Raw genomic sequence first — 21,730 nt, forward strand, 5'->3', positions numbered from 1 at the left:
CCGCCCGGCCCGCGGAGCACGGCGACCGTGCGCACGACCTCCGCCAGGGCGGGCAGCGGCCGCGGGCGGGCGTCGACGGCGCCGGGCTCGGCGCCGGTCGCCACGGGCAGCCCCGGGTGGTTCGACCACTGGCTCCACGAGCCCGGGTAGAGGGCGGCGTCGAATCCGGCGAGCGCGAGCGCGAAGACCTCGTGGGCGGCGGTGACGCCGGAACCGCAGTACGCGGCGACCGGACGGTCGACGCGGACGCCGAGGGCCGCGAAGCGCTCGCGCAGTGCGTCGACGGGCAGGAACCGGCCGTCGGGCGCGAGCGAGGCGGCGGTCGGGGCGCTGAGCGCACCCGGGATGTGCCCGGCGCGCGGGTCGATCGGCTCGGTCTCGCCGCGGTAGCGCTCGCCGGCCCGCGCGTCGAGGAGGACGCCCCGCTCGGGCAGCGCGGCGACGGCGTCGAGGTCGATCACGGGCATCCCGCCGGGCGCCGGCACGACGTCGCCGGGCTCGGGCTCGACCTCGCCGGCATCCACCGGCAGCCCGGCGGCGACCCAGGCGGGCAACCCGCCGTCGAGGACGCGGACGTCCGCGACGCCCGCGTCGCGCAGCAGCCACCAGGCCCGCGAGGCCGACAGTCCGCCGAGGTCGTCGTAGACGACGACGGCCTCGCCCGCGCGGAGCCCCCAGCGGCGCACGGCGGTCGCGAAGCGCTCCGGCGAGGGCAGCGGATGCCGCCCGGCGGTCGCCGGAGCGCCGTGCTCGGCGAGCTCGGCGTCCAGGTCGACGTAGACGGCGCCCGGCACGTGGGCCTCGCGGTAGGCGGGCCGGCCGTCGGGCCGATCGAGCCGCCAGCGCACGTCGAGGACGCGGGGCGGCTGCACGCCGCCCAGCTGGTCGCGGAGCGTCTCGGCGTCGATGAGCAGCGGCACGGGCATCCCCCCACGCTAGCCCGACTCCCGCGCCGGACTCCCCGCGGATCCGGGTCTGCGGGCGGCCGAGCCGCATCGGGGCCCGCAGGTAGGCTCGGCCGAGGGACGGGGAGGTCCGTTCCGCCCCCACAGCGAGACGAGGACGGAGGCGAGGATGCGGCTCTTGCGGTCCGAGCGCTTCGCCGGGGCGCTCCTCCTCATCGCCGCCGGGCTCGGACTCGCGATCGGCGCGAGCGCCGCCGGTCCGGCCCTCGCCGCGTTCCTCGCCGAACCGCTGCCGATCGCCGTGCCGGGCCTCGGCCTCTCCCCCGCCGACTGGGCGGGCCAGGGCCTGCTCGTGCTCTTCTACTACGTCATCGCGATCGACCTGCGTCGCGAACTCCGCACCGGCGAGCTCAGCACCCCGGTGCGTGCGGCCCTGCCCGCCATCGCCGCCGCGGGCGGCCTGCTCGGCCCAGCCCTCGTCTACGTCGCGATCGACCGGGGCGAGCACCCCGCGGGCTGGACCGTGCCGCTCGCGACCGACCCCGCGCTCGCGCTCGCGGTGCTCGCGGTGTTCGGGCGATGGATGCCGGCGCGCGTGCGCGTGTTCCTGCTCGCGCTCGCCGTCCTCGACGACCTCGCGGCGCTCCTCATCGTCGCCGCCATGGGCACGGATGCGCTCTCGGTCGGCTGGCTCGTCGCCGCGATCGCGGGGATCGCGGTCTTCGGCGCCGTGAGCCGCAACCTCTCGCCCTGGTCGGTGTGGAGCATCCGGATGCGGCCCCGCGCGCCGATCCTCGTGCTCCTCTGGATCCTCGCGATCGCCGTCTGGTACGCGACGCTGCGGAGCGGCGTGCACCCGGCCATCGCGGGCGCCGCGCTCGGCATCGTCACCACGCGCGGCCTCGCCCGGCGCGCCCGGGCGACCCTGGAGCCGTGGGCGTTCGGGCTCGCGCTGCCGATCTTCGCCTTCACCGCCGCAGTCGTGCCCGTCGTCGCCCTCGTCCCGCACGAGCTCGGCTCCGCGTTCTGGGCGATCGCGATCGCCGGTCCCGTCGGCAAGTTCGTCGGCATCAGCCTCGCCGGCATCCTCGGCGGCCTCGCCCTGCGGGGCCGCAGCCGCATCCGCACCCTGCCGGACCTCTTCGTGGTCGCCGCCCTCGCCGGACTCGGCTTCACCGTCTCGCTCTTCCTCGGGGAGGTCGCCTTCGCCGACGACCCGACGCTCGCCGACGAGAGCGCCCTCGCGGTCATCGCCGGCTCGACGGTCTCGCTCGTGATCGGCGCCCTCGCCGTCGCGCTGCGCAGCCGCCACTACGGCCGGCAGTTGCGCGCGGGCATCCTGCGCCGACCGGCCGACACCGTCGATCGCTGAGCCGCCGGAGCCGCGTCCCGCGCGGGGCGCCCGGTAGGCTGCTCAGCGGAGAGCCGGGAAGTCTGGTCGGCCGCATCGCCTTCGGGGCGACGCGATTCGTCACCCAACCTCGAACCGAATGGAGCCGAATGCGCCTCCTCCGTTCCGACCGATTCGCCGCAGCGCTGCTCCTCGGCGCCGCCGTCATCGGACTCGCTCTCGCCAACTCGCCCGTCGGGCCCGAGTTCCTCGCCTGGCTCGGCCACCACATCGATCTGCCGTGGCTCGGCCTCGATCTCTCGGCGGGGCACTGGATCAGCGACGGCCTCCTCGCGATCTTCTTCTTCATCGCGGCCGTCGATCTGCGCCGCGAGCTCACGATCGGCGAGCTCAACAGCCTGAGCAAGGCCGCACTGCCGGGCATCGCCGCGGCGGGCGGCGTGATCGTGCCGATCATCGTGTACCTCATCATCGACGGCGGTGCGAACCCCACCGGGTGGCCGATCCCGACGGCGACCGACATCGCCTTCGCGCTCGGCGTGCTCGCGCTCTTCGGCCGGTTCATCCCGGTGCGCGTGCGCGTGTTCCTGCTCGCCCTGGCGGTGCTCGACGACATCGTCGGCATCCTGCTCATCGCGTTCTTCTTCACCGACCACGTCGAGCTCGGCTGGCTCGGCCTCGCGACCGCCGCGCTGCTCGTCTTCGCGGGCGTCAGCCGGCTGCTGCGCCCCCGCTCGAACTGGGTGCTGAGCCGCAAGCCCCGCTGGCCGATCGCCGTGCTGCTCTGGGTGCTCGCGATCATCGTCTGGTACGGCGTGCTGCGCAGCGGCGTGCACGCGACGATCGCCGGCGTGCTGCTCGGTCTCGTCATCACCCGCACCCTCGGCGGCCGCGCCGAGCACCAGCTCACCCCGTGGTCGAACGGCGTCGTGCTGCCGCTGTTCGCCTTCACCGCCGCCGCCGTCGCGATCCCGCAGGTCGCGGTCTCCGAGCTCAGCCCGGCGTTCTGGGCGATCCTCGTCGCGCTGCCCGTCGGCAAGTTCATCGGCATCACCCTCGCCGCCGGCATCGGCGGTCTGGCGCTGCGCGGCGGCAGCAAGGTCGCCCATTCGCTGCCCGACCTCATGGTCGTCGCCTCGCTCGGCGGCATCGGCTTCACGGTCTCGCTGCTCATGAACGACCTCGCCTTCGGCAACAGCCCGGAGGTCGCCGACGAGGGCACGCTCGCCGTGCTCGGCGGTTCGCTCGTGTCGATCATCATCGGCTCCATCGCCGTGAGCCTGCGCAGCCGCCACTACGGCCGGGTGCTGCGGCACGGCATCCACGACAGGTCGGGCGAGCCCAACGGGGCGGCCCCGGCATCCACGGCGCCCGCGGTCGCGGAGCCCGCCGCGGCGGAGACGACCCCGACGGCGTCCGACGGCTCGGCGAAGCCGCCGAGGCCGTAGTCCCGAACGAACGGGAACGGGCCCGTCGCACCGTCCGGTGCGGCGGGCCCGTTCGTCGTCCGGGGTCACTCGACGATCGCGGCGCGATCCTTCCGGGTCTTCGCGAGGCTCGCGACGGTCGCGACGGCGATCGTCACCGCGATGAACGTCAGCGAGAACCAGATCGGGATCTCCGGCGCCCACTCCACGTGCTGCCCGCCGTTGATGAACGGCAGTTCGTTGACGTGGAGGGCGTGGAAGAGCAGCTTGACGCCGATGAAGGCCAGGATGACCGCGAGACCCTGGGCGAGGTAGACGAGGCGCTCGAGCAGCCCGCCGACGAGGAAGTAGAGCTGGCGCAGGCCCATGAGCGCGAAGGCGTTCGCCGTGAAGACGATGTACGCCTCCTCGGTGAGGCCGTAGATGGCCGGGATCGAGTCGATCGCGAAGATCAGGTCGACGAAGCCGATCGCGACGATCGTCAGCAGCATCGGGGTGACGAAGCGGGTGCCGTCGCGCTTCACCGTGAGCTTGTCGCCGTGGTACTCGTCGGTGACGGGCAGCAGCCGGCGCGTGATGCGCACGAACAGGTTCTTCGTCGGATCGGGCGTGTGGTCGCCCGACACCTGACGCCAGGCGAGCACGAGCAGAAGGGCGCCGAAGAGGTAGAACGTCCACGAGAAGTTCTCGAGCAGGGCGGCGCCCGCCCAGATGAACGCGCCGCGCATGATGAGCGCGATGACGATGCCGATGAGCAGCACCTTCTGCTGGTACGCCTTCGGCACTGCGAACCCGGTCATGATGATGAGGAACACGAACAGGTTGTCGATCGAGAGGGCCTTCTCGGTGAGGTAGCCGGCGAAGTACTCGCCGCCGAAGTCCCACCCGGAGACGAGGCCGATGCCAACGCCGAACAGCACGGCGAGGCCGATGTAGAAGACCGACCAGCGCGCCGACTCGGCGATGGTGGGTTCGTGGGGTTTGCGGACGTGGGCGAAGAACTCGAACACGAAGAACGCGATGGTCACCGCGATGGTGATGAACCAGACGAGTGGCGTGATCTGCACGGGGGCTCCAGAGGGGGTCGACGGAATATTCGTCGAGGTCTCCTCCACCCGGATCGGGCCGGCGGGCCGGGATGCTGCATCGCATCCGTACTGACGGGTCCGCCGCGGTGGGAGTACTCCCCTCGTGCTCGGAGCAGTCTACGGCATCCCGGGACCGCCGACGCCGGAGACCGGCGATCGCCGGTCTCCGGCGGCCGGAGCGCCGGGCGGGTCGCCGATCAGCCGGCCGACTGCGCCCCGCCCGCTGCGCCCGCGGAGCCCGCCGTCGCCGCTTCCGGCATCGGGAAGATGTTCTCGATGAGGCGGGCGACCCAGGCGATGAGCTCGGCGTCCTCCGGCGTCGCGCCGTCGACCACCGGGAACGGCACGAGCGCGATGTCGTGCTGGGGCATGAGCTTCGCCCCCGCGTACATGCGCTCGAGCCGCACGCGCCGCGAGTCGGGCAGGTGCGCGGGGCCGAGGCGGAGCTTCGAACCGGTCGCGATGACCTCGCCGAGGCCGGCCCGCTGCGCGAGGCGGCGCAGCCGCGAGACCGCGACGAGGTGCTGCACGGGCTCGGGCGGGGCGCCGTAGCGGTCGGCGAGCTCCTCGGCGACGCGGTCGATGGCGTCGTCGGCGGCGTTCGGGCCCGAGGCCGCGGAGAGCTTCTGGTAGGCCTCCAGGCGCAGCCGCTCGCTGTCGATGTAGTCCTCGGGCAGGTGCGCGTCGACGGGCAGTTCGAGCCGCAGCTCGGTCTGCCCCTCGGCGACGTCGCCGCGGAACGCCGAGACGGCCTCGCCGATCATGCGCAGGTAGAGGTCGAAGCCGACGCCCGCGATGTGGCCGGCCTGCTCGGCGCCGAGCAGGTTGCCCGCGCCGCGGATCTCCAGGTCCTTCAGCGCGATCTGCATGCCGCCGCCGAGCTCGTTGTTCGCCGCGATGGTCGAGAGCCGGTCGTGGGCGGTCTCGCTGAGGGGCTTGTCGGGGTCGTAGAGGAAGTACGCGTAGGCGCGCTCGCGGCCCCGGCCGACGCGGCCGCGGAGCTGGTGCAGCTGGCTGAGGCCGTACTTGTCGGCGCGGTCGATGATGATCGTGTTCGCGTTGGAGATGTCGAGGCCGGTCTCGATGATCGTCGTGGAGACGAGCACGTCGTACTTGCGCTCCCAGTAGTCGTTGACGATCTGTTCGAGCAGGTGCTCGTTCATCTGGCCGTGGGCGACGGCGATGCGCGCCTCGGGCACGAGCTCGGAGAGCTGCGCGGCGACGCGGTTGATCGAGGACACCCGGTTGTGCACGAAGAACACCTGGCCCTCGCGGATGAGCTCGCGGCGGATCGCGGCGCCGACCTGCTTGTCGGAGTACGGCCCGACGAACGTGAGGATCGGGTGCCGGTCCTCCGGCGGGGTCGCCAGGGTCGACATCTCCCGGATGCCCGTGACGGCCATCTCGAGCGTGCGCGGGATGGGCGTGGCGCTCATGGCGAGGATGTCGACGTTCGTCTTGAGCTTCTTCATCGCGTCCTTGTGCTCGACGCCGAAGCGCTGCTCCTCGTCGATGACGAGGAGGCCGAGGTCCTTGAACCTGATCTGCTCGGTGAGGAGGCGGTGGGTGCCGATGACGAGATCGACGGTGCCGTCGAGGATGCCCGCGACGATCTCCTTGGCCTCCTTGTCGGTCTGGAAGCGGCTGAGCTGGCGCACGTGCACGGGGAAGCCCGCGAACCGCTCGGAGAAGGTCTCGAAGTGCTGCTTGACGAGCAGGGTCGTCGGCACGAGCATCGCGACCTGCTTGCCGTCCTGGATCGCCTTGAACGCCGCGCGCACGGCGACCTCGGTCTTGCCGAAGCCGACGTCGCCCGCGAGCAGGCGGTCCATCGGGATCGGCCGCTCCATGTCGGCCTTCACCTCGTCGATCGTCTGCAGCTGGTCGTGCGTCTCCGCGTACGGGAACGCCTCCTCGAGCTCTCGCTGCCAGGGCGTGTCGGGGCCGAAGGCGTGGCCCTTCGCGGCCATGCGGGCGGAGTAGAGCTTGACGAGCTCGACGGCGATGTCGCGGACGGCCTTGCGGGCCTTCGCCTTCGCGTTCGACCAGTCGGACCCGCCCATCTTCGACAGCGACGGCGCCTCGCCCCCGACGTAGCGGGTCAGCAGGTCGAGCTGGTCGGTCGGCACGAACAGCCGGTCGCCGGCCTGCCCGCGCTTGGACGGCGCGTACTCGAGCACGAGGTACTCGCGCACGGCGGTCGGCTGGGCCTTGATGCCCGCGGTGCGGCTCGGGCCGGTCGGGCGAGGGCCCGTGGCGACCTCGCGGCGCACGAGTTCGACGAAGCGGCCGATGCCGTGGGTCTGGTGCACGACGTGGTCGCCGGGCTTCAGCTGCAGCGGGTCGACGACGTTGCGGCGCCGGGTCGCGAGCTTCTTGCCGGCGCGCGCGTCGTAGGACGCCGCGCGTCCGTAGAACTCGGCCTCGGCGACGAGCCCGACCCGGAGCTCCTCGAGCTCGAAGCCGCGCGTGGCATCCGCCTGGACGAGGTACGCCACGCCGGGCTCGAGCTCGGCGGGGATCTCCTCGACGATGCGGCCCGCGAGGCCGCGTTCGGCCAGCACGTCGCGCGCGCGCTCGACGAGGCCGGTGCCGGCCGCGGCGACGACGTAGCTCCAGCCCTCGCCGAGGCGTTCGCCGAGGTGCGCGACGGCTCCCTCGACGTTGCCCTGGAAGCTCGGCATGGGGCGCGCCTCGACGCGCACGTAGTCGCCGTCGGGGACGTCGGCGGCGCCGGGGTCGCCGAGCGCCTCGCCCGAGTCGAACGCCGAGAACGTCCACCAGGCGCGGGCGGCGTCGGCGGCGCCGGGCGCGCTGAACAGGGTCGCCTCGCGGAACTCGCGGAGGCTCAGGAAGTCGCCGGAGGCCAGGTCGATGGGCGCACCCGCGCCGGCGGTCGCGGCCGACCACGCGGCATCCAGGAACTCGCGGTTCGTCTCGCCGAGGTTCACGGCGCGCGCCGAGACCCGCTCGGGCTCGATCACGGCGACGGCCGCGCCCGCGGGCAGGTACTCCGCGAGCGGCACGAGCCGATCGACGAGGGCCGGTGCGAGCGACTCCATGCCCTCGGCCGGAATGCCCTCGGCGAGCTTCTCGAGGATGCCCGAGATCGACGGGAACTCGTGGACCATCTCCCGCGCCCGCTGCCGGACGGCCTCGGTCAGGAGGAGTTCGCGGCTCGGCGGCAGCGCGAGCTCCTCGACGACGCCCGGGAGCGAGCGCTGGTCGGCGACCGAGAAGGGGCGCAGCTCCTCGACCTCGTCGCCGAAGAACTCGACGCGCACCGCGTGCTCGGCGGTCGGCGGGAAGACGTCGAGGATGCCGCCGCGCACGGCGAACTCGCCGCGACGGGCGACCATGTCGACGCGGGCGTAGGCGAAGTCGACGAGCGCGCGGGAGATCGCCTCGAGGTCGTAGCCGCGGCCGCCCTGGCGCAGCAGGATCGGCTCGAGGTCGCCGAGCCCCGCGGCGACGGGCTGCAGGGCGGCGCGCACGCTCGCGATCACCACGAGCGGGCGATCGGATGCCTCACCGGCGCGGACGCGGAGGCGACGGAGTGCGTGGAGGCGCCGTCCCACGGTCTCGGCGGACGGGCTCAGCCGCTCGTGCGGGAGCGTCTCCCAGGCCGGGAACTCCAGCAGCTCGGCGTCCGGCAGGTAGGCGCCGAGCGCCTCGCGCAGGGCGCCGCCCTCGCGGCTCGTCGCCGTCATGACGAGGAGCACGGGCGGCATGCCCGCCTCGGCGCGGCGCTCGAGGAGCCCGGCCAGCAGCGGCGCGTCGAGCCCGGGGACGACCGAGAAGTCGGCGTTCCGACCGGCGTTGCCGAGGGCGTCGCCCACGGTGGAGGCGCGCGAAAGCGTCGTGAGCAAGCCCTGGAGAGTCACCGAACGAGTCTACGCGGGGTCGCCGACACGGCGCCCGGGTGGACGAACGGCACTCCCCCGGCCCGCTTCGGGGCTCGCACTGAGCCGGGATGTCGGCGGTGGCGCCTAGCGTCGAAGTGTTCCCGGAACCCGTGCGGACCTGCGGTCTCAGTCCCCGGTCGGCCCGTCCTTGCGTCGGATTCCGGAGGGGGGAACCGAACCATGCACCGCATCCATCGTTTCGTCGTCGGCGCCGTCGCGGCGTCGGCACTGGCCGTCGCGGCGCTCGCCCTGAGCGCCTGCACCGGCTTCGACCCCGACGACCAGCGCGTCGCCAACGCGGTCGCGGCCGCCGAGGTCAGACCGGTCCCGGCCGTGGAGGCCGACACCACCGGGGAGCTCGACGGCGTCTACCGGCTCGAGTTCGACCCGGAGATCTCCGACACGGCCGGCGTTCCCGAACTGCACCGGCTCGCCGAGGGCGAGCCGGTCGAGCTCCAGCTGACGCTGCTCGGCGGGTACTGGCAGCTCAGCTGGTCGACGGACGGCGAGTCCGGCTACGTCGAACCGGGGCGGTTCGGCCTCGTCGACGGGGTCCTGTCGTTGGAATCGCCCGACGGCCGCCGCGTCGGCGACTTCGAGGCCGACCTCGGGAACGACGCCCTCGTGCTCGTGCCCGTCGGCGACGACGGCGCGCCGAGGTCGTCCGCGGTGTTCTCGGCCGCGCCGTGGGAGGTCGTCGAGGGCGGCTGAGCCGGACCCTCGCCGTCAGGCGCGCAGGGACGCGATCGCGGCGAGCACCCGCCGGTGGCGGTCCGGGTGGTCGTCGAGGGCTAGCTTGGACAGGATGCTCGACACGTGCGACTCGACCGTGCGCTCGCTCAGCATCGTGCGCCGGGCGATCGCCCGATTCGTCCACCCCTCGGCGAGGAGCGCGAGCACCTCGCGCTCCCGTCGCGTCAGGGCGTCGAGCGGACCCGCGGGATGCCGCACGAACGAGGCCACGAGCGCCCCGTCGATGAGCGCCTCGCCCGCCACGACGCGCGTCACGGCGTCCACGAGCGCCCCGGGCCGGCGCACGCCCTCCGACAGCAGCAGCCCGGTCCCGTCCGGCGGGCCGCCCGGATGGCGCACGAGCGGACCGAGCGCGGCCTCGTCGCCGAGCACGATCACCGCGGGGCGGGTCTCGGCGTCCGCCGTATGGTCGTCGACGCAAATCCGCTCGGCGATCGGCGCGAACCCGGGCAGGCCGGCCGCGACGACCGCGACGTCGAACCGCTCCGCCGCGAGCAGCGACAGCAGGTCCTCGACGGTGGCGGGCTCGCCCGCGACGTCGGCACCGGCATCCACGAGGATGTCGGCGATGCCGCGTCGTTCGAGGAGCGACGCGTCCGCTACCGCGGCGCGCAACCCGGCGAGCGGCGCTTCCGCCGTCGGCACCGCCCGCACGTCGGCCATGGAGCGAGCAGACACCCGCGCGGGCGGCGTCCGCCACTCGCGGGGACTCGATCGTCCCGGCCGACCCCGCGAATCGGGACGGACGGCCCGTACCGCCTCGGATGCCGCTCCGTGGCCGCACGGAGCGCCGTCCGTGCCCGCGCCCGGCCCGCTCCGGAGTCCGCACGGATCCCGCGACCCCACCGCACGACTACCGTGACGCGCGTCCGACGGAGCGATCGACGCCGGGCCGTCGCGGCCGTCCGCCGCAGCGCGCCGCACCACGTCCCCCGGTGCTCCCGGTCGCGACTCGAGGGGACGATCATGAACACGCGCACTCGCCGCGTCGCGCTCATCGGCACGGCTGCGGTCTTCGCACTCGCGCTCGCCGGCTGCACCGCGACCGACGTCGACGCGAGCCGGCTCGCGGCCGCGCTCCAGGCCGCCGACGTCACCCCGCCCCCGACCGTCGAACCCGACGGCTCCGGGGAGCTCGACGGCGTCTACGAGACGGAGCTGACCGCCGCGGAGGCGGGTTCGAGCGGGTTCGCGGCCCTCCAACGCGCGCTCGCCGCGGGCTCCGGGACGATGACGCTCGAACTCGAGCTCGCGAACGGGTCCTGGACGCTGACGACCGACCGCGGCGACGGCGAGTCCACGACGAGCCCCGGCACGTTCGCGGTCGACGGCGACGAGCTCTCGCTCGCGACGGAGGCCGGCCGCGTCCTCGGCGCCTTCGACGTCGCGCAGGACGGCGATTCGCTCGTGCTGACGCCGACCGGCTCCGAGTCGTCGACGGCGATGCAGCTCATCGGCGCGCAGCCCTGGACCGAGTCGGACGAGGCACCGGCGGCCTTCGTCGAGGACGATCTGAGCCCCATGTCGGGGTCCTGAGCAGGCGTCCGGGCGCCGGTAGCCTGGACGGATGATCATCGCCGCCGCAGACGGATCCGCCCTCGGCAACCCCGGCCCCGCCGGCTGGGCCTGGTACGTCGACGACGACAACTGGGCGGCCGGCGGTTGGCCGCGCGCCACCAACAACCAGGGCGAGCTGCAGGCCGTCATCGAGCTCTTCCGCGCCACCGAGCACGTCGACGACGAGCTGCTCGTGCAGTGCGACAGCCAGTACGTCATCAACACCGTGACGAAGTGGATGCCCGGCTGGAAGCGCAAGGGCTGGAAGAAGGCCGACGGCAAGCCCGTCATGAACGTCGAGCTCGTCCAGGAGCTCGACCGCATCGTCGCCGGGCGCCGTTACCGCTTCGAGTGGGTGCGCGGTCACGTCGGGCACCCCATGAACGAAGCGGCGGATGTCCGCGCCCGCGGCGCCGCGGAGGCCTACCGCCGCAAGGCCGCCGTGCCGACCGGTCCCGGCTGGACCCGCGGGGGTGCGCCGAAGCCCCGCGCCGAGGCGTCCGCTCCCGCGAGCGCCCGCCGCGAGGTGCCCGAAGCGCCCGTCGTCGCCGGCCCCGACGACGCACTGTTCGACTTCGACGACCCGATCGCGCAGTGGCACACGCTCGACCTCGAGCTCTCGACGACCGAGTTCGAGCGGCTGCACGCCCGCGCCCGCGAAGCCGGCGTCTCGGCCGAGGAGTTCCTCCGCGGGCTGATCTGAGCCCCCGCGCCGGTCGCGACGCGCGGCTCAGCGCGGCGCGTGGAACTTCTGCTGCGCGGCGAGCACGCCGGTCTCGGCGATCGCCTCCACGGCGTCGGCGGCGTCGCCGATCATGATCGCGAGGGTCTCGCGCTCGGCGCCGGCGAAGTCCTTCAGCACGAAGTCGGCCGGGTCCTGCTTACCCGGCGGGCGGCCGATGCCGACGCGCACGCGCGTGTAGTCCGGGCTGCCGGCGGCCTTGCCGATGTCGCGGAGGCCGTTGTGCCCGCCGTGCCCGCCGCCCTGCTTGATGCGCACGGTGTCGAACGGCAGGTCGAGCTCGTCGTGCACGACGACGAGGCGCTCGAGCGGGATGCCGTAGAACTTCAGCAGCGCCGAGACGGGGCCGCCGGAGGTGTTCATGTAGCCGTTCGACTTCGCGAGCACGAGCTTCGGGCCGCCCGGGCGCACGAAGCCCTCGGCGACGCGCGACGGCGTCTTGTGCGATTTGAACGTCGCGCCGATGCGGTTCGCGAGCTCGTCGACGACCATCTGGCCGACGTTGTGGCGGTTGCCGGCGTACTGCGCGCCGGGGTTGCCGAGGCCGACGACCAGCCACGTGTTCTCGGCCACAGCCTCGTCCTTCCGCCGACGACCGAACCAGCCCATCGGATTCCCCGCAATCGGTCCCGGCGTCTCCGGGCCCCGATCGAGGGTACCCGCTGGCGGTCGGGGACGCCCCGGCGCCGGCCCGCGTCCGGGCCGGCGTGCGGAAGCGCGGATCAGTCCTCGTGCACCGCCTGGTCGGTGTCGGTGTAGGCGACCGAGTCGGCGGTCATGCCGAGCAGGGGCAGGCGGAGCCGGAGGAGGCTGCCGAGCGCCGCCGGGTCGGGCGTGCTGAGCGTGTCGATGACGTGCTCGACGCCGTCGGCGAGGATCGCGGTGATCGAGGGCGTCCAGATCGTCGCGTTCCCCTCGACCGTCAGCGTCGAGGCATCCGTCTGCAGGCCGCCGTCGCCGCTCGGCACGTCGAGCCCGAACCCGCCGATGACGACGCGGTCGGCCGTGATCTTCAGCGCGCGCATCGTCGAGCCGTCGGCGAGGTCGACCGTGACGATCTCGAGGGAGCGCAGTCCCGAGATGCCGAGGGTGCCGGCCGTGAGGATCGCCGGCTTCGGCGTGAAGACCATCCCGGCGGGATCCGCGGGGGCGTCGGGCACCGGTTCCGAGGTCGCCGGCGGCGCGGTCGCCTCGTCGCCGGGCGTGGTCGGCGCCTCCTCGGCGGTCGCCGGGTCGGTCGGCGCCGGCGCCGTCGAAGGCTCCGTCGAGGGTTCCGTCGTCGGATCGGTCGCCGGATCGGTCGCCGGAGCGGTCTCGACGGGCTCGTCGCCCGGGCAGGGCGCCGCGTCGAAGAATGCGAGGAAGCCGCCGCTCGTGCAGCCGAGGTCCGTGCGCACGCTCGCGTGGGCGGCGCCGCCGCCGAAGACGAGGATGCCCGCGGCGAGCGCGGCGACGAGCGAGGTGCGTGCGCCCGCCCTCATCGGCGCGCCGTTCCGTCGGCGACGCCGTCCGCGGGTGCGGCGACATCCGCCGCGTCGCGCTCCGGCGACCGACCGGCGATCGCGGGCGGGTCGGCGGGAACGGCGACGGGCTCGTCCGCCGCCGTCCGCGGACGCCAGGACGCGACCACGATCCCGCCGACGGCGCCGAGCAGGAAGCCGACGAAGAACCCGCCGAGGTTGACCCCGACGAGCGAGTAGACGGCGATGATCATGGCGACGATGCCGTAGAAGAGGTGCTGCGCGGGGCTCAGCACGGCGAGGGCGCCGCACACGATGAGCACGGCCGGCAGGATCATCGCCTGCGCGCCCTCGATGCCGACGTGCACGGTCATCCCGCCGAGCTCGAGCTGCGACGAGCCGAACATCGCGATGCCGCCGAGGATCGTGAGCGCGCCGCCGATGACGGGCCGCGAGCGGTACCAGGGGGCGAGGGCGCCGCGGGCTGTCGGCGCGGACGACGCGGCGGGCTCGAGCGGATCGGCCGAGTCGCCTCGCGGTCGGCCTCGGCGCGCGCGCCGCGTTCCGGGTGCGGTCGCGACCACCGGCTCGAAGCTCGGGATCGGCGTCTCGGCATGGGCATCCATCGTCATGGCTCCTTCGTCGTCGGGGGTGCGGCACGTGCGGTGCGGGTCGACGGGCGCGCGGGGAGGGCCGCCGCGCGCCCGCCGGAGGGCCGGCTACTTGAAGCAGGCCGCCGTGCCGTCGGTGACGACCGCGAGGTGGAGACCGGCGAGGTTGAAGGTGCCGGCCGTCGTCGAGTACGAGGTCTGCTGGAGGCCGGTGATCTTCACCGTCTGGGCGTCCTGCGCGAACTCGCCGGCGGTGCCCTTGTGGGTGCCCGAGACCTGCGAGGCGTCGATGCCGATGCGGATGTTGCCGAACTCGGCGTCGCCCTTGAGGTCGGTCATGGCGATCTGCAGGTCCTTGGCGGTGACCGTCTTCTCGCCCTGGCCGGCCTCGATGCGCAGGCCGATGGGGCCGAGCACGTCGACCGACTGGCAGAGGTTCTTGAGCGACGCGTCGGCGATGTTGGAGATCGCGACGGGGTTCTGCTTGCCCGACGCGTCGACGGCGACGCCCGCGTACTGGGAGAAGCCGGTGCCCGAGAGGTCGTCGGCGGCGATCTTGAACGCCTTGCCCGAGACCGCGAACGAGACGGGCACCGCGCCCTGGGCGACGCCGCCGAGCAGCAGGCTCGCCGCGATGCCGACGGGCACTGCCGCGAGGGCGACCCGACCGGCGCGCGAGCGCGTGATGGATGAGAGCTTCATGATCCTCCTCGATGCATGGAAGCCGCCCGCTGGCCGATCACGGCGCGTACGGCGACGGCGTCGGTGCCGTCGATGCAGCAGGCTGGCAGCTTGCTGACTCTCCGTCAATAGGTTGTCGACTCCGAGTCAATAGAAGATGTGCGGTTCTTCCGCGCCGGCTCCGCGCGTTCCGCATCCGGTCCCGGCCGGGCCCGACTCGCTAGGCTCGGCCCATGTCAGCGACCACCGGGACGACGCCGCGCCGCCGGCTCTCCCCCGACGAGCGCCGCGACCAGCTCATCGCGCTCGGCGTCGCCGCGCTCGCCGACCGGGGGCTCGACGAGCTGGGCCCGGCCGAGATCGCCGAACGCGCGGGCGTCTCGCGCACGCTGTTCTTCCACTACTTCGGTTCCGTCACCGGCTTCCAGCTCGCCGTCGTCACGGCCGCCCGCGACGGGATGCTCCATGCGACGGAGCCCCGCCCCGACCTGCCGCCGCGCGAACGGCTGCACGACACCCTCGCGCGCACGCTCGGCTTCGTGCACGCCCACGACGGCACCTTCTACTCGCTCGTGCGCGGGTCGGCCGCGGGCGACCCGCTCACTCGGCGCGCCGTCGAGGAAGCGCGCGACACCCAGACGCAACGCGTGATCGTGCTCTTCGAGGAGCTCGGCATCGAGATCACGCCCGCGTTCGCGATCGCGATGCGCGGCTGGCTCGCCTTCACCGAGCAGGTGCTCGTGGATGCCGCCCACGGCGGCGCGCTCGACGACACGGCCATCCTCGACCTGCTCATCGGCACCCTCGAGGCGACGGCCGCCCGGCTCGACCCCCGAGCGGCGGCGATCGCGCGCTGAGCACCGCGTCCACCGGCAGTCGCCGACCTTCGATCGCGGTATCCCGCCCGCGGCGAGGGCGGCTCAGTCGGCGAGCGCGAGGTGCACCGAGGCGACGGCGCTCGAGCCCTCCCCGACCGCCGCGGCGACGCGCTTCATCGAGCCGCGCCGCACATCCCCGGCCGCGAAGACCCGCGGCGTCGACGTCTCGAACGGCAGCGGCTCCCGGCCGACGTGCTGCCAGCGCTCGAGCGTGTAGGTCGTGACGTCGGTGCCCGTGCGGATGAACCCGGCGCCGTCGAGATCGAGGCCCGACAGCCAGTGCGTCGCCGGATCGGCGCCGATGAAGCAGAACAGCCCACGGGCGTCCACCTCCCCCGCGGTGTCGATGCGCACGCGCTCGAGCGAGCGGTCGCCGTCGAGCCCGACGACGTTCGAACCGAGGTGCACCTGGATGCGTCCCTCCCCCGAAATGCGGTCGGCGAGGTAGGACGACATCCGCGTGCCGAGGTCGTCGCCGCGCACCACGAGGTGCACGGGGCTGCCGTGCTCGGCGAGGTAGAGCGCCGCCTGCCCCGCCGAGTTCGCGCCGCCGACGACGACGACGGGCCGCTCGGCGACCTGGCGCTGCTCGAGCGGCGTCGCCGCGTAGTGGATGCCCGAGCGCTCGAAGTCGTCCCACCGGTCGAGCCGCAGCCGGCGGTAGGCCGCCCCCGAGGTCACGACGGCGGCCCGCGTGCGGACGACGCGGCCGTCGGCGAGCTCGATCTCGAGGCCGTCGGCCACGGTCCGCATCGCGACGGCGGCGCACGGCGCGCACACGCGCACCCCGAACTTGATCGCCTGGAGCGTGGCCTGCCCGATGAGCTGTCCGCCGCTCACGCCGAACGGGAACCCGAGGAAGTTCTCGATGCGGGAGGTCGCCGCGGCCTGCCCGCCGGGCGCGACGGCGTCGAGCAGCACGGTGCGCAGGCCCTCGCTCGCGGCGTAGATCGCCGACGCGAGCCCCGCCGGGCCGCCGCCGACGACGACGAGGTCGACCGCGTCGTCGGTGTCGGGGTCGTAGCTGAGACCGAGTTCGTCGGCGACGAGCCCGGGCGTCGCCCGCACGATCGGCTCCCCCTGCACGAAGGCGATCGGCAGATCCGCCTTCGAGTAGCTGTGCACGGGAGAATCCGGCGGCGTCTCCGGATCGATCGGGTAGGCCGTGTGCACGAGGTCGAGGCGCTCGGCGAACCGGCGCAGCGCGACGAACTCGCTCGAGGAGCCGTCGCCGACGAACTTCAGCGTCATCGCCGCCGAGCCGTTGCGGAGGAACTCGCGCCGGGCCCAGAAGGCGTGCAGCACGAGGTCGCCGAGTTCGTCGTCCTCGGAGAGGATGCGCCGGAGATCGGTGCGTTCGAGCCGGAACACTCGGGACGCTCCGCGGGCACGGCCCGAGAGGAACGAACGCTGCCCGTTCAGCATCCCGAGCTCGCCCGTGAAGCTGCGCGGGCCGCGCACGGCGAGCACCTCCTCGCCCAGCCACTTCAGCGCGTCGCGCACGATCTCGATCGCACCGGACTCGATGAGGATCATCGGCACGTCCCGGTCGCCGGAGCGGAAGACGTACTCCCCGTCGGCGAGGTCCAACGGCGCCGCGGCCGCGGTGAGCCTCGCCCACTGCGCGTCCGTGAGCGTGGGCGTGCGTTCGGCCTCGGTGATCTCGGGCATCCGTCCCTCCCCGACGTCGGGCCCCCGCCCGGCCGTCGCCGCCGAGGCTACCCGCGTCGGCGACCGGCCGGGAGGCCCCGGCGGTACCCGGCTGCACCGGTGCGGGATCCGTCCTGCCCGGCGGAATGCGAACGGGGTCCGCATCCGACGAACGGATGCGGACCCCGTGGGAGTCTCGCGGAGCGAGGAGCGGCTTATTCGGCCGCGGCCTCCTCGGCCTCGGCCTCGGCGGTCTCCTCGGCCTCGGCCTCGGCGGTCTCCTCGCCGAGGTCGACCTTCTGCGGGACGGTGACGTTCACGACGAGCGTCTCCGGGTCGCTGAGGAGGGTCGCGCCCTTGGGGAGCTTCACGTCGGAGGCGTGGATCTTGGTGCCCTCCTCGGCGCCCTCGACGTCGACCGTGACCGACTCGGGGATGTGGGTGGCCTCGACCTCGAGGGAGATGGTGGTCGCGTCGAGGTCGGCGATGGTGCCGGCGAACGACTCGCCCGTGACGTGCACGGGGACCTCGACCTGGACCTTCTCGCCCTTCTTGACGATGATCAGGTCGATGTGCTCGATGATCTGGCGCACCGGGTCCTTCTGGACGTCCTTGACGAGCGCGAGCTGGCCCTTGCCCTCGATCTGCACGTCGAGCACGGTGTTCGCCTTGCGGATGAGCAGGCCGGTCTCGTGGGCCGGGAGGCTCAGGTGCACGGGCTCGGTGCCGTGGCCGTAGAGCACGACCGGGATGCTGCCGGCGGCGCGGAGCTTGCGGGCGGCGCCCTTGCCGAAGTCGCTGCGGACCTCTGCGACGATCTTGTTCTCGTCCATGGTGGATTCTCCTTGCAGGGCTCTCGCCCGGGATGGTGGGTTTCGTCTCGAACGCACGGCAGCGTTTTGCGCACAGCGTGAGGAACAGCCTGGGAGCCTGCTTCCACTGCGTCGATCACGGCCGCCCGATCCGAAACCGGAGGCCCTCGCCGAAGTTCAGTGCCCGAGTCTATCAGCCGCGGCCGCGGCCGCCTGGGCGGGAGCCGAGTCCGCACCGCGCGCGGCTCACACGCCCGCTCCGACGCGGTGCGTCTTCGGAAACTCCGCACGTCACCCCGCCGACTACGCTGGAGGCAATCCCGCCAGTGCTGAAGGAGTCATCCGTGCCTGAAACGCCCACCGCCGCTTCGAGCAGTGCGACCGCCAACATCGGCGTCGTCGGCCTCGCCGTCATGGGGTCGAACCTCGCCCGCAACCTCGCCAGCCGCGAGGGCAACACGGTGGCCGTGTTCAACCGCTCCCCCGAGCGCACGCGCACCCTGCTCGTCGACCACCCCGAGGCCGGCTTCGTCTCGAGCGAGAGCTACGACGACTTCGTCGCGTCGCTCGCCAAGCCGCGCACCGCGATCATCATGGTGCAGGCCGGCAAGGGCACCGACGCCGTGATCTCCGAGCTCGCCGCGCGCTTCGAGCCGGGCGACATCATCGTCGACGGCGGCAACGCGAACTTCCACGACACCATCCGCCGCGAGAACGACCTGAAGCCCACGGGCATCCACTTCGTCGGCATGGGCGTCTCGGGCGGCGAGGAGGGCGCGCTCAACGGCCCCTCGATCATGCCCGGCGGCACCGCGGCCTCCTACGAGACCCTCGGCCCGATCCTGAAGACCATCGCCGCGCGCGCTCCCGAGGACGGCGAGCCCTGCGTGACGCACGTCGGCACCGACGGCGCCGGCCACTTCGTCAAGATGGTGCACAACGGCATCGAGTACGCCGACATGCAGCTCATCGCCGAGGCGTACGACCTCATCCGCCAGGGCACGGGCAAGACCCCGGCCGAGATCGCCGACATCTTCACCGAGTGGAACACCGGCGAGCTCGAGAGCTACCTCATCGAGATCACCGCCGAGGTGCTGCGCCAGGTCGACGCCGAGACCGGGAAGCCGCTCGTCGACGTCATCCTCGACCAGGCCGGGGCCAAGGGCACCGGCGCCTGGACGGTGCAGAACGCCCTCGAGCTCGGCGTGCCCGTCTCCGGCATCGCCGAGGCCGTCTTCGCCCGCTCGCTCTCCTCGAAGCCGGCCCAGCGCGCCGCCGCGGCCGACCTGCCGGGCCCGGCCCAGCAGTGGCAGGCCGACGACGCCGACGCCTTCATCGAAGAGGTCCGCCAGGCCCTGTACTCGTCGAAGATCATCGCCTACTCGCAGGGCTTCGACGAGATCATCGCCGGCGCCGAGCAGTTCGGCTGGGACGTGCAGAAGGGCGAGATCGCGAAGATCTGGCGCGCCGGCTGCATCATCCGCGCCCGCTTCCTCAACCGCATCGCCGACGCCTACGCCGAGGACCCCTCGCTCGTCGCGCTCGTCGTCGCGCCGTACTTCCGCAACGCGGTCGTCGAGGGCGAGCCGGCCTGGCGCAAGGTCGTCGCGACGGCCGCGCTCGCGGGCATCCCGACGCCGGCGTTCTCGTCGTCGCTCGCGTACTACGACGGCCTGCGCGCCCCGCGCCTGCCCGCCGCCCTCATCCAGGGCCAGCGCGACTTCTTCGGCGCCCACACGTACAAGCGCGTCGACAAGGACGGCGTGTTCCACACGCTGTGGTCGGGCGACCGCACCGAGATCGAGACCGAGCCCAGCTGGCACTGAGCCGGCATGCTCCCGCCTGCTCCTCGCTGGTCGAGTAGCGGAGCGTATCGAGACCTCCGCAGGATTGCGCACCTGCTCCGGGAGGCTGCTCACGAGGTCTCGATACGCTCCTTCGTCGCTACTCGACCAGCGGAGGGGCAGGATGCCCGCCGGGCTGGTGCATGCATCTCGCCGGGTCTCGATTCGCTCCTGCGTCGCTACTCGACCAGCGTCGGCTCCTTCGACGCGACGGGCGCGGATGCCGCGGCGCGGCGTGCGAGCAGGCGTCCGCCGAGCGTCGACCACGCGACGCCCGCCACGAGCACCGCCGAGCCGATGAGTTCGAGCGCATTCGGCTCCTCGCCGAGCACGAGCACGGCGGCGAGGATGCCCACGGGCGGCACGAGCAGGGTGAACGGTGCGACCGCGGCGGCGGGGTACTTGCCGAGCAAGCGGTTCCAGATCGAGTAGCCGACGAGGGACGCCGCGATCGCCGTGTAGGCGACGGCGACGGCGGTCTGCCAACCGAGGCTCGTGAACGCCTCGCCGATGACGGCCGGTCCGTCGAGCAGCAGGCTGAGCGCGAGCATCGGCAGCGGCACGACGGTCGCCGACCAGACCACGATGCCGAGGCCGCCGCCCGCGGGCGCGCTGCGCGCGATGACGTTGCCGATCCCCCAGCTCAGCCCGCCGGCGACGCACACGAGCAGGGGCAGCAGCGCGACGAAGCCGGGTGCGTCCTGCAGCCGCCCGACGGCGACGACGACGATGCCCGCGACGCCGATGCCCGCGCCGACGAGCTGGGTGCGCGTCGGCCGCTCGCCGAGCAGGATCGCGGCGAAGAGGATCGTGAAGACCATCTGGATCTGCAGGACCACGGGCGCGAGCGCCGTCGGCAGGCCCATCGCCATCGCGGTGAACAGGCAGCCGAACTGCCCGGCGCTCTGGAAGAGGCCGATGCCGATGAGCACCTTCCACGACACCGGGGGCTTCTGCACGAACAGGATGAGCGGGAACGCGACGAACACGAAGCGCAGCGCCACGAGCACGAGCGGCGGCGTGTCCTGCAGTCCGAGGTCGATGGCGAGGAAGTTGACGCCCCAGAGCACGGCGACGAGCAGGGCGGCGAGGCGGTCTTTCACGGTCACGGGACCAGTCTGCGCCAGCCGATCGTGCAGCACCAGTTCCGCATGCTGCACCTCATTGCGTAGCATCCATGCATGATCGATCAGCAGGGACTGCGCGCCCTCGTCGGCGTCGCCGACCACGGCACGGTCGTCGCGGCCGCCACGGCCCTCGGCTACACGCCCTCCGCCGTCTCCCAGCAGGTGAAGCGGCTCGAGCGCGACCTCGGCACGCCGCTGCTCGAACGGCACGGCCGCGGCGTGCTGCTCACCGAGCGCGGCCGCACCGTCGCCGTCCACGCGCGCGGCGTGCTCGACGGGCTCGACCGGCTGCGCTCCGACGCCGCCGACGAGGCGCTGCTGCCGCCGCTGCGCATCGCGAGCTTCTCGACGGCGACCCGCGGCCTGCTGCCGCCCGTGCTGCGCGCCTTCGCCGAGCGCGGGGCGGCGGGCCGGCAGACGGCGACCGTGCTGAGCGTCGACCCGTTCGACGCCCTCGCCCTCGTCGAACGCGGCGACGTCGACCTCGCTGTCGTGCACAACTGGGACACCGTGCCGCTCGTGCCCGGGGAAGGCCTCGTCAGCGTGCCGCTGCTCGACGACGTCGCCGACATCCTGCTCTGGGACGACCACCCCCTCGCCGCGCGCGACGAACTCGAACGCGCCGAGCTCGTCGACGAGCTGTTCTCCTCGATCCCGCGCGGTCAGATCTGCCGCATCGCGCTCGAGCGCTTCTTCGTCGACCTCGACCGGATGCCGCGCATCGTCGCCGAGGACTCCGACTGGGCCTCGCTCGTCGAACTCGTGCGCGCCCGTGTCGCGATCTGCCTCGTGCCCCGGCTCGGCCGCGGGCCGCTGCCGCTCGGCGTCGTCGCGCGGCCGCTCGCCGACCGGAGCCAGGTGCGTCGCGTCGCCGTGGTGTTCCGGGCGGCCCGCGCCGAGAGCGGCGCCATCCGCACGGCCGTGCGGTTGCTGCAGGAG

Annotated in this window: 19 protein-coding genes; 8 read left to right on the plus strand and 11 right to left on the minus strand. The window is 73.2% G+C overall.

What is annotated here, in order from left to right; genetic code table 11:
- A partial coding sequence (locus tag GB864_RS13805) for a sulfurtransferase (RefSeq protein ID WP_160426033.1) occupies positions 1-926 on the minus strand: 926 nt, incomplete at its 3' end.
- 148 nt (positions 927-1,074) lie between these two features.
- Between GB864_RS13805 and GB864_RS13810 the strand changes: the two genes are divergently transcribed.
- Both GB864_RS13810 and GB864_RS13815 read left to right on the plus strand, forming a co-directional pair.
- Positions 1,075-2,277 (plus strand): Na+/H+ antiporter NhaA, encoded by a 1,203-nt coding sequence (locus GB864_RS13810; RefSeq protein ID WP_160426035.1) that lies wholly within the window; start codon positions 1,075-1,077, stop codon positions 2,275-2,277.
- Positions 2,278-2,405: 128 nt separating this feature from the next.
- Complete coding sequence (locus GB864_RS13815; RefSeq protein ID WP_160426037.1) at positions 2,406-3,704, plus strand: Na+/H+ antiporter NhaA; 1,299 nt, start codon at positions 2,406-2,408, stop codon at positions 3,702-3,704.
- Between the two features lie 65 nt (positions 3,705-3,769).
- Here the strand turns inward: GB864_RS13815 and GB864_RS13820 are convergent, their stop codons facing one another.
- Entirely contained in the window at positions 3,770-4,750 is a 981-nt protein-coding gene (locus GB864_RS13820; RefSeq protein ID WP_160426039.1) for a TerC/Alx family metal homeostasis membrane protein, read from the minus strand.
- A gap of 218 nt (positions 4,751-4,968) precedes the next feature.
- On the minus strand, positions 4,969-8,655 hold the full coding sequence (mfd, locus tag GB864_RS13825) for a transcription-repair coupling factor (RefSeq protein ID WP_160426041.1): 3,687 nt from the start codon (positions 8,653-8,655) through the stop codon (positions 4,969-4,971).
- A 201-nt stretch (positions 8,656-8,856) separates the two neighbouring features.
- Between mfd and GB864_RS13830 the strand changes: the two genes are divergently transcribed.
- Entirely contained in the window at positions 8,857-9,387 is a 531-nt protein-coding gene (locus GB864_RS13830; RefSeq protein WP_160426044.1) for a hypothetical protein, read from the plus strand.
- A 15-nt stretch (positions 9,388-9,402) separates the two neighbouring features.
- Here GB864_RS13830 and GB864_RS13835 read toward each other — a convergent pair whose 3' ends face one another.
- Positions 9,403-10,092, minus strand: coding sequence for a response regulator transcription factor (locus GB864_RS13835; RefSeq protein ID WP_160426045.1), 690 nt, complete (start codon positions 10,090-10,092; stop codon positions 9,403-9,405).
- A 303-nt stretch (positions 10,093-10,395) separates the two neighbouring features.
- Between GB864_RS13835 and GB864_RS13840 the strand changes: the two genes are divergently transcribed.
- Together GB864_RS13840 and GB864_RS13845 are read left to right on the plus strand one after the other, a co-directional pair.
- The gene (locus GB864_RS13840) at positions 10,396-10,965 is read left to right on the plus strand and encodes a hypothetical protein (RefSeq protein ID WP_160426047.1); all 570 of its coding nucleotides are present in this window, start codon (positions 10,396-10,398) and stop codon (positions 10,963-10,965) included.
- A gap of 31 nt (positions 10,966-10,996) precedes the next feature.
- Positions 10,997-11,689, plus strand: a complete 693-nt coding sequence (locus tag GB864_RS13845) for an RNase H family protein (protein ID WP_160426049.1) — start codon at positions 10,997-10,999, stop codon at positions 11,687-11,689.
- Positions 11,690-11,716: 27 nt separating this feature from the next.
- On the opposite strand, the gene pth is transcribed toward GB864_RS13845, so the two are convergent.
- The 4 genes from pth to GB864_RS13865 all read right to left on the minus strand — a co-directional run bounded on the left by pth (position 11,717) and on the right by GB864_RS13865 (position 14,501).
- Positions 11,717-12,337 carry an aminoacyl-tRNA hydrolase gene (gene pth, locus GB864_RS13850; RefSeq protein ID WP_160426050.1) on the minus strand — a complete coding sequence of 207 codons (621 nt, stop codon included), beginning with the start codon at positions 12,335-12,337 and terminating at the stop codon, positions 11,717-11,719.
- A 113-nt stretch (positions 12,338-12,450) separates the two neighbouring features.
- On the minus strand, positions 12,451-13,209 hold the full coding sequence (locus GB864_RS13855) for a hypothetical protein (protein ID WP_160426052.1): 759 nt from the start codon (positions 13,207-13,209) through the stop codon (positions 12,451-12,453).
- Complete coding sequence (locus GB864_RS13860; RefSeq protein ID WP_160426054.1) at positions 13,206-13,814, minus strand: DUF6114 domain-containing protein; 609 nt, start codon at positions 13,812-13,814, stop codon at positions 13,206-13,208. Before GB864_RS13860 ends, GB864_RS13855 begins: the two co-directional genes overlap by 4 nt.
- Positions 13,815-13,907: 93 nt before the next feature.
- A complete protein-coding gene (locus GB864_RS13865) occupies positions 13,908-14,501 on the minus strand; it encodes a DUF6230 family protein (protein WP_160426057.1) in 594 nt (197 codons plus the stop codon).
- A 212-nt stretch (positions 14,502-14,713) separates the two neighbouring features.
- Between GB864_RS13865 and GB864_RS13870 the strand changes: the two genes are divergently transcribed.
- Positions 14,714-15,337 carry a TetR/AcrR family transcriptional regulator gene (locus GB864_RS13870; protein ID WP_160426059.1) on the plus strand — a complete coding sequence of 208 codons (624 nt, stop codon included), beginning with the start codon at positions 14,714-14,716 and terminating at the stop codon, positions 15,335-15,337.
- 63 nt (positions 15,338-15,400) lie between these two features.
- On the opposite strand, the gene GB864_RS13875 is transcribed toward GB864_RS13870, so the two are convergent.
- A complete protein-coding gene (locus GB864_RS13875; protein ID WP_160426060.1) occupies positions 15,401-17,029 on the minus strand; it encodes an FAD-dependent oxidoreductase in 1,629 nt (542 codons plus the stop codon).
- A gap of 194 nt (positions 17,030-17,223) precedes the next feature.
- Positions 17,224-17,841 carry a 50S ribosomal protein L25/general stress protein Ctc gene (locus GB864_RS13880; protein ID WP_160426062.1) on the minus strand — a complete coding sequence of 206 codons (618 nt, stop codon included), beginning with the start codon at positions 17,839-17,841 and terminating at the stop codon, positions 17,224-17,226.
- A 392-nt stretch (positions 17,842-18,233) separates the two neighbouring features.
- Between GB864_RS13880 and gndA the strand changes: the two genes are divergently transcribed.
- Entirely contained in the window at positions 18,234-19,646 is a 1,413-nt protein-coding gene (gene gndA / locus GB864_RS13885; RefSeq protein ID WP_236779125.1) for an NADP-dependent phosphogluconate dehydrogenase, read from the plus strand.
- 197 nt (positions 19,647-19,843) lie between these two features.
- Here the strand turns inward: gndA and GB864_RS13890 are convergent, their stop codons facing one another.
- Positions 19,844-20,773 (minus strand): EamA family transporter, encoded by a 930-nt coding sequence (locus tag GB864_RS13890; RefSeq protein WP_336604011.1) that lies wholly within the window; start codon positions 20,771-20,773, stop codon positions 19,844-19,846.
- A 72-nt stretch (positions 20,774-20,845) separates the two neighbouring features.
- Here GB864_RS13890 and GB864_RS13895 point away from each other — a divergent pair.
- Positions 20,846-21,730 (plus strand): LysR family transcriptional regulator (locus GB864_RS13895; protein ID WP_160426068.1); only part of this gene is annotated, 885 nt, incomplete at its 3' end.

Source organism: Agromyces seonyuensis, from assembly GCF_009789225.1.
In the GTDB taxonomy this organism is placed as follows: Bacteria; Actinomycetota; Actinomycetes; order Actinomycetales; family Microbacteriaceae; genus Agromyces; species Agromyces seonyuensis.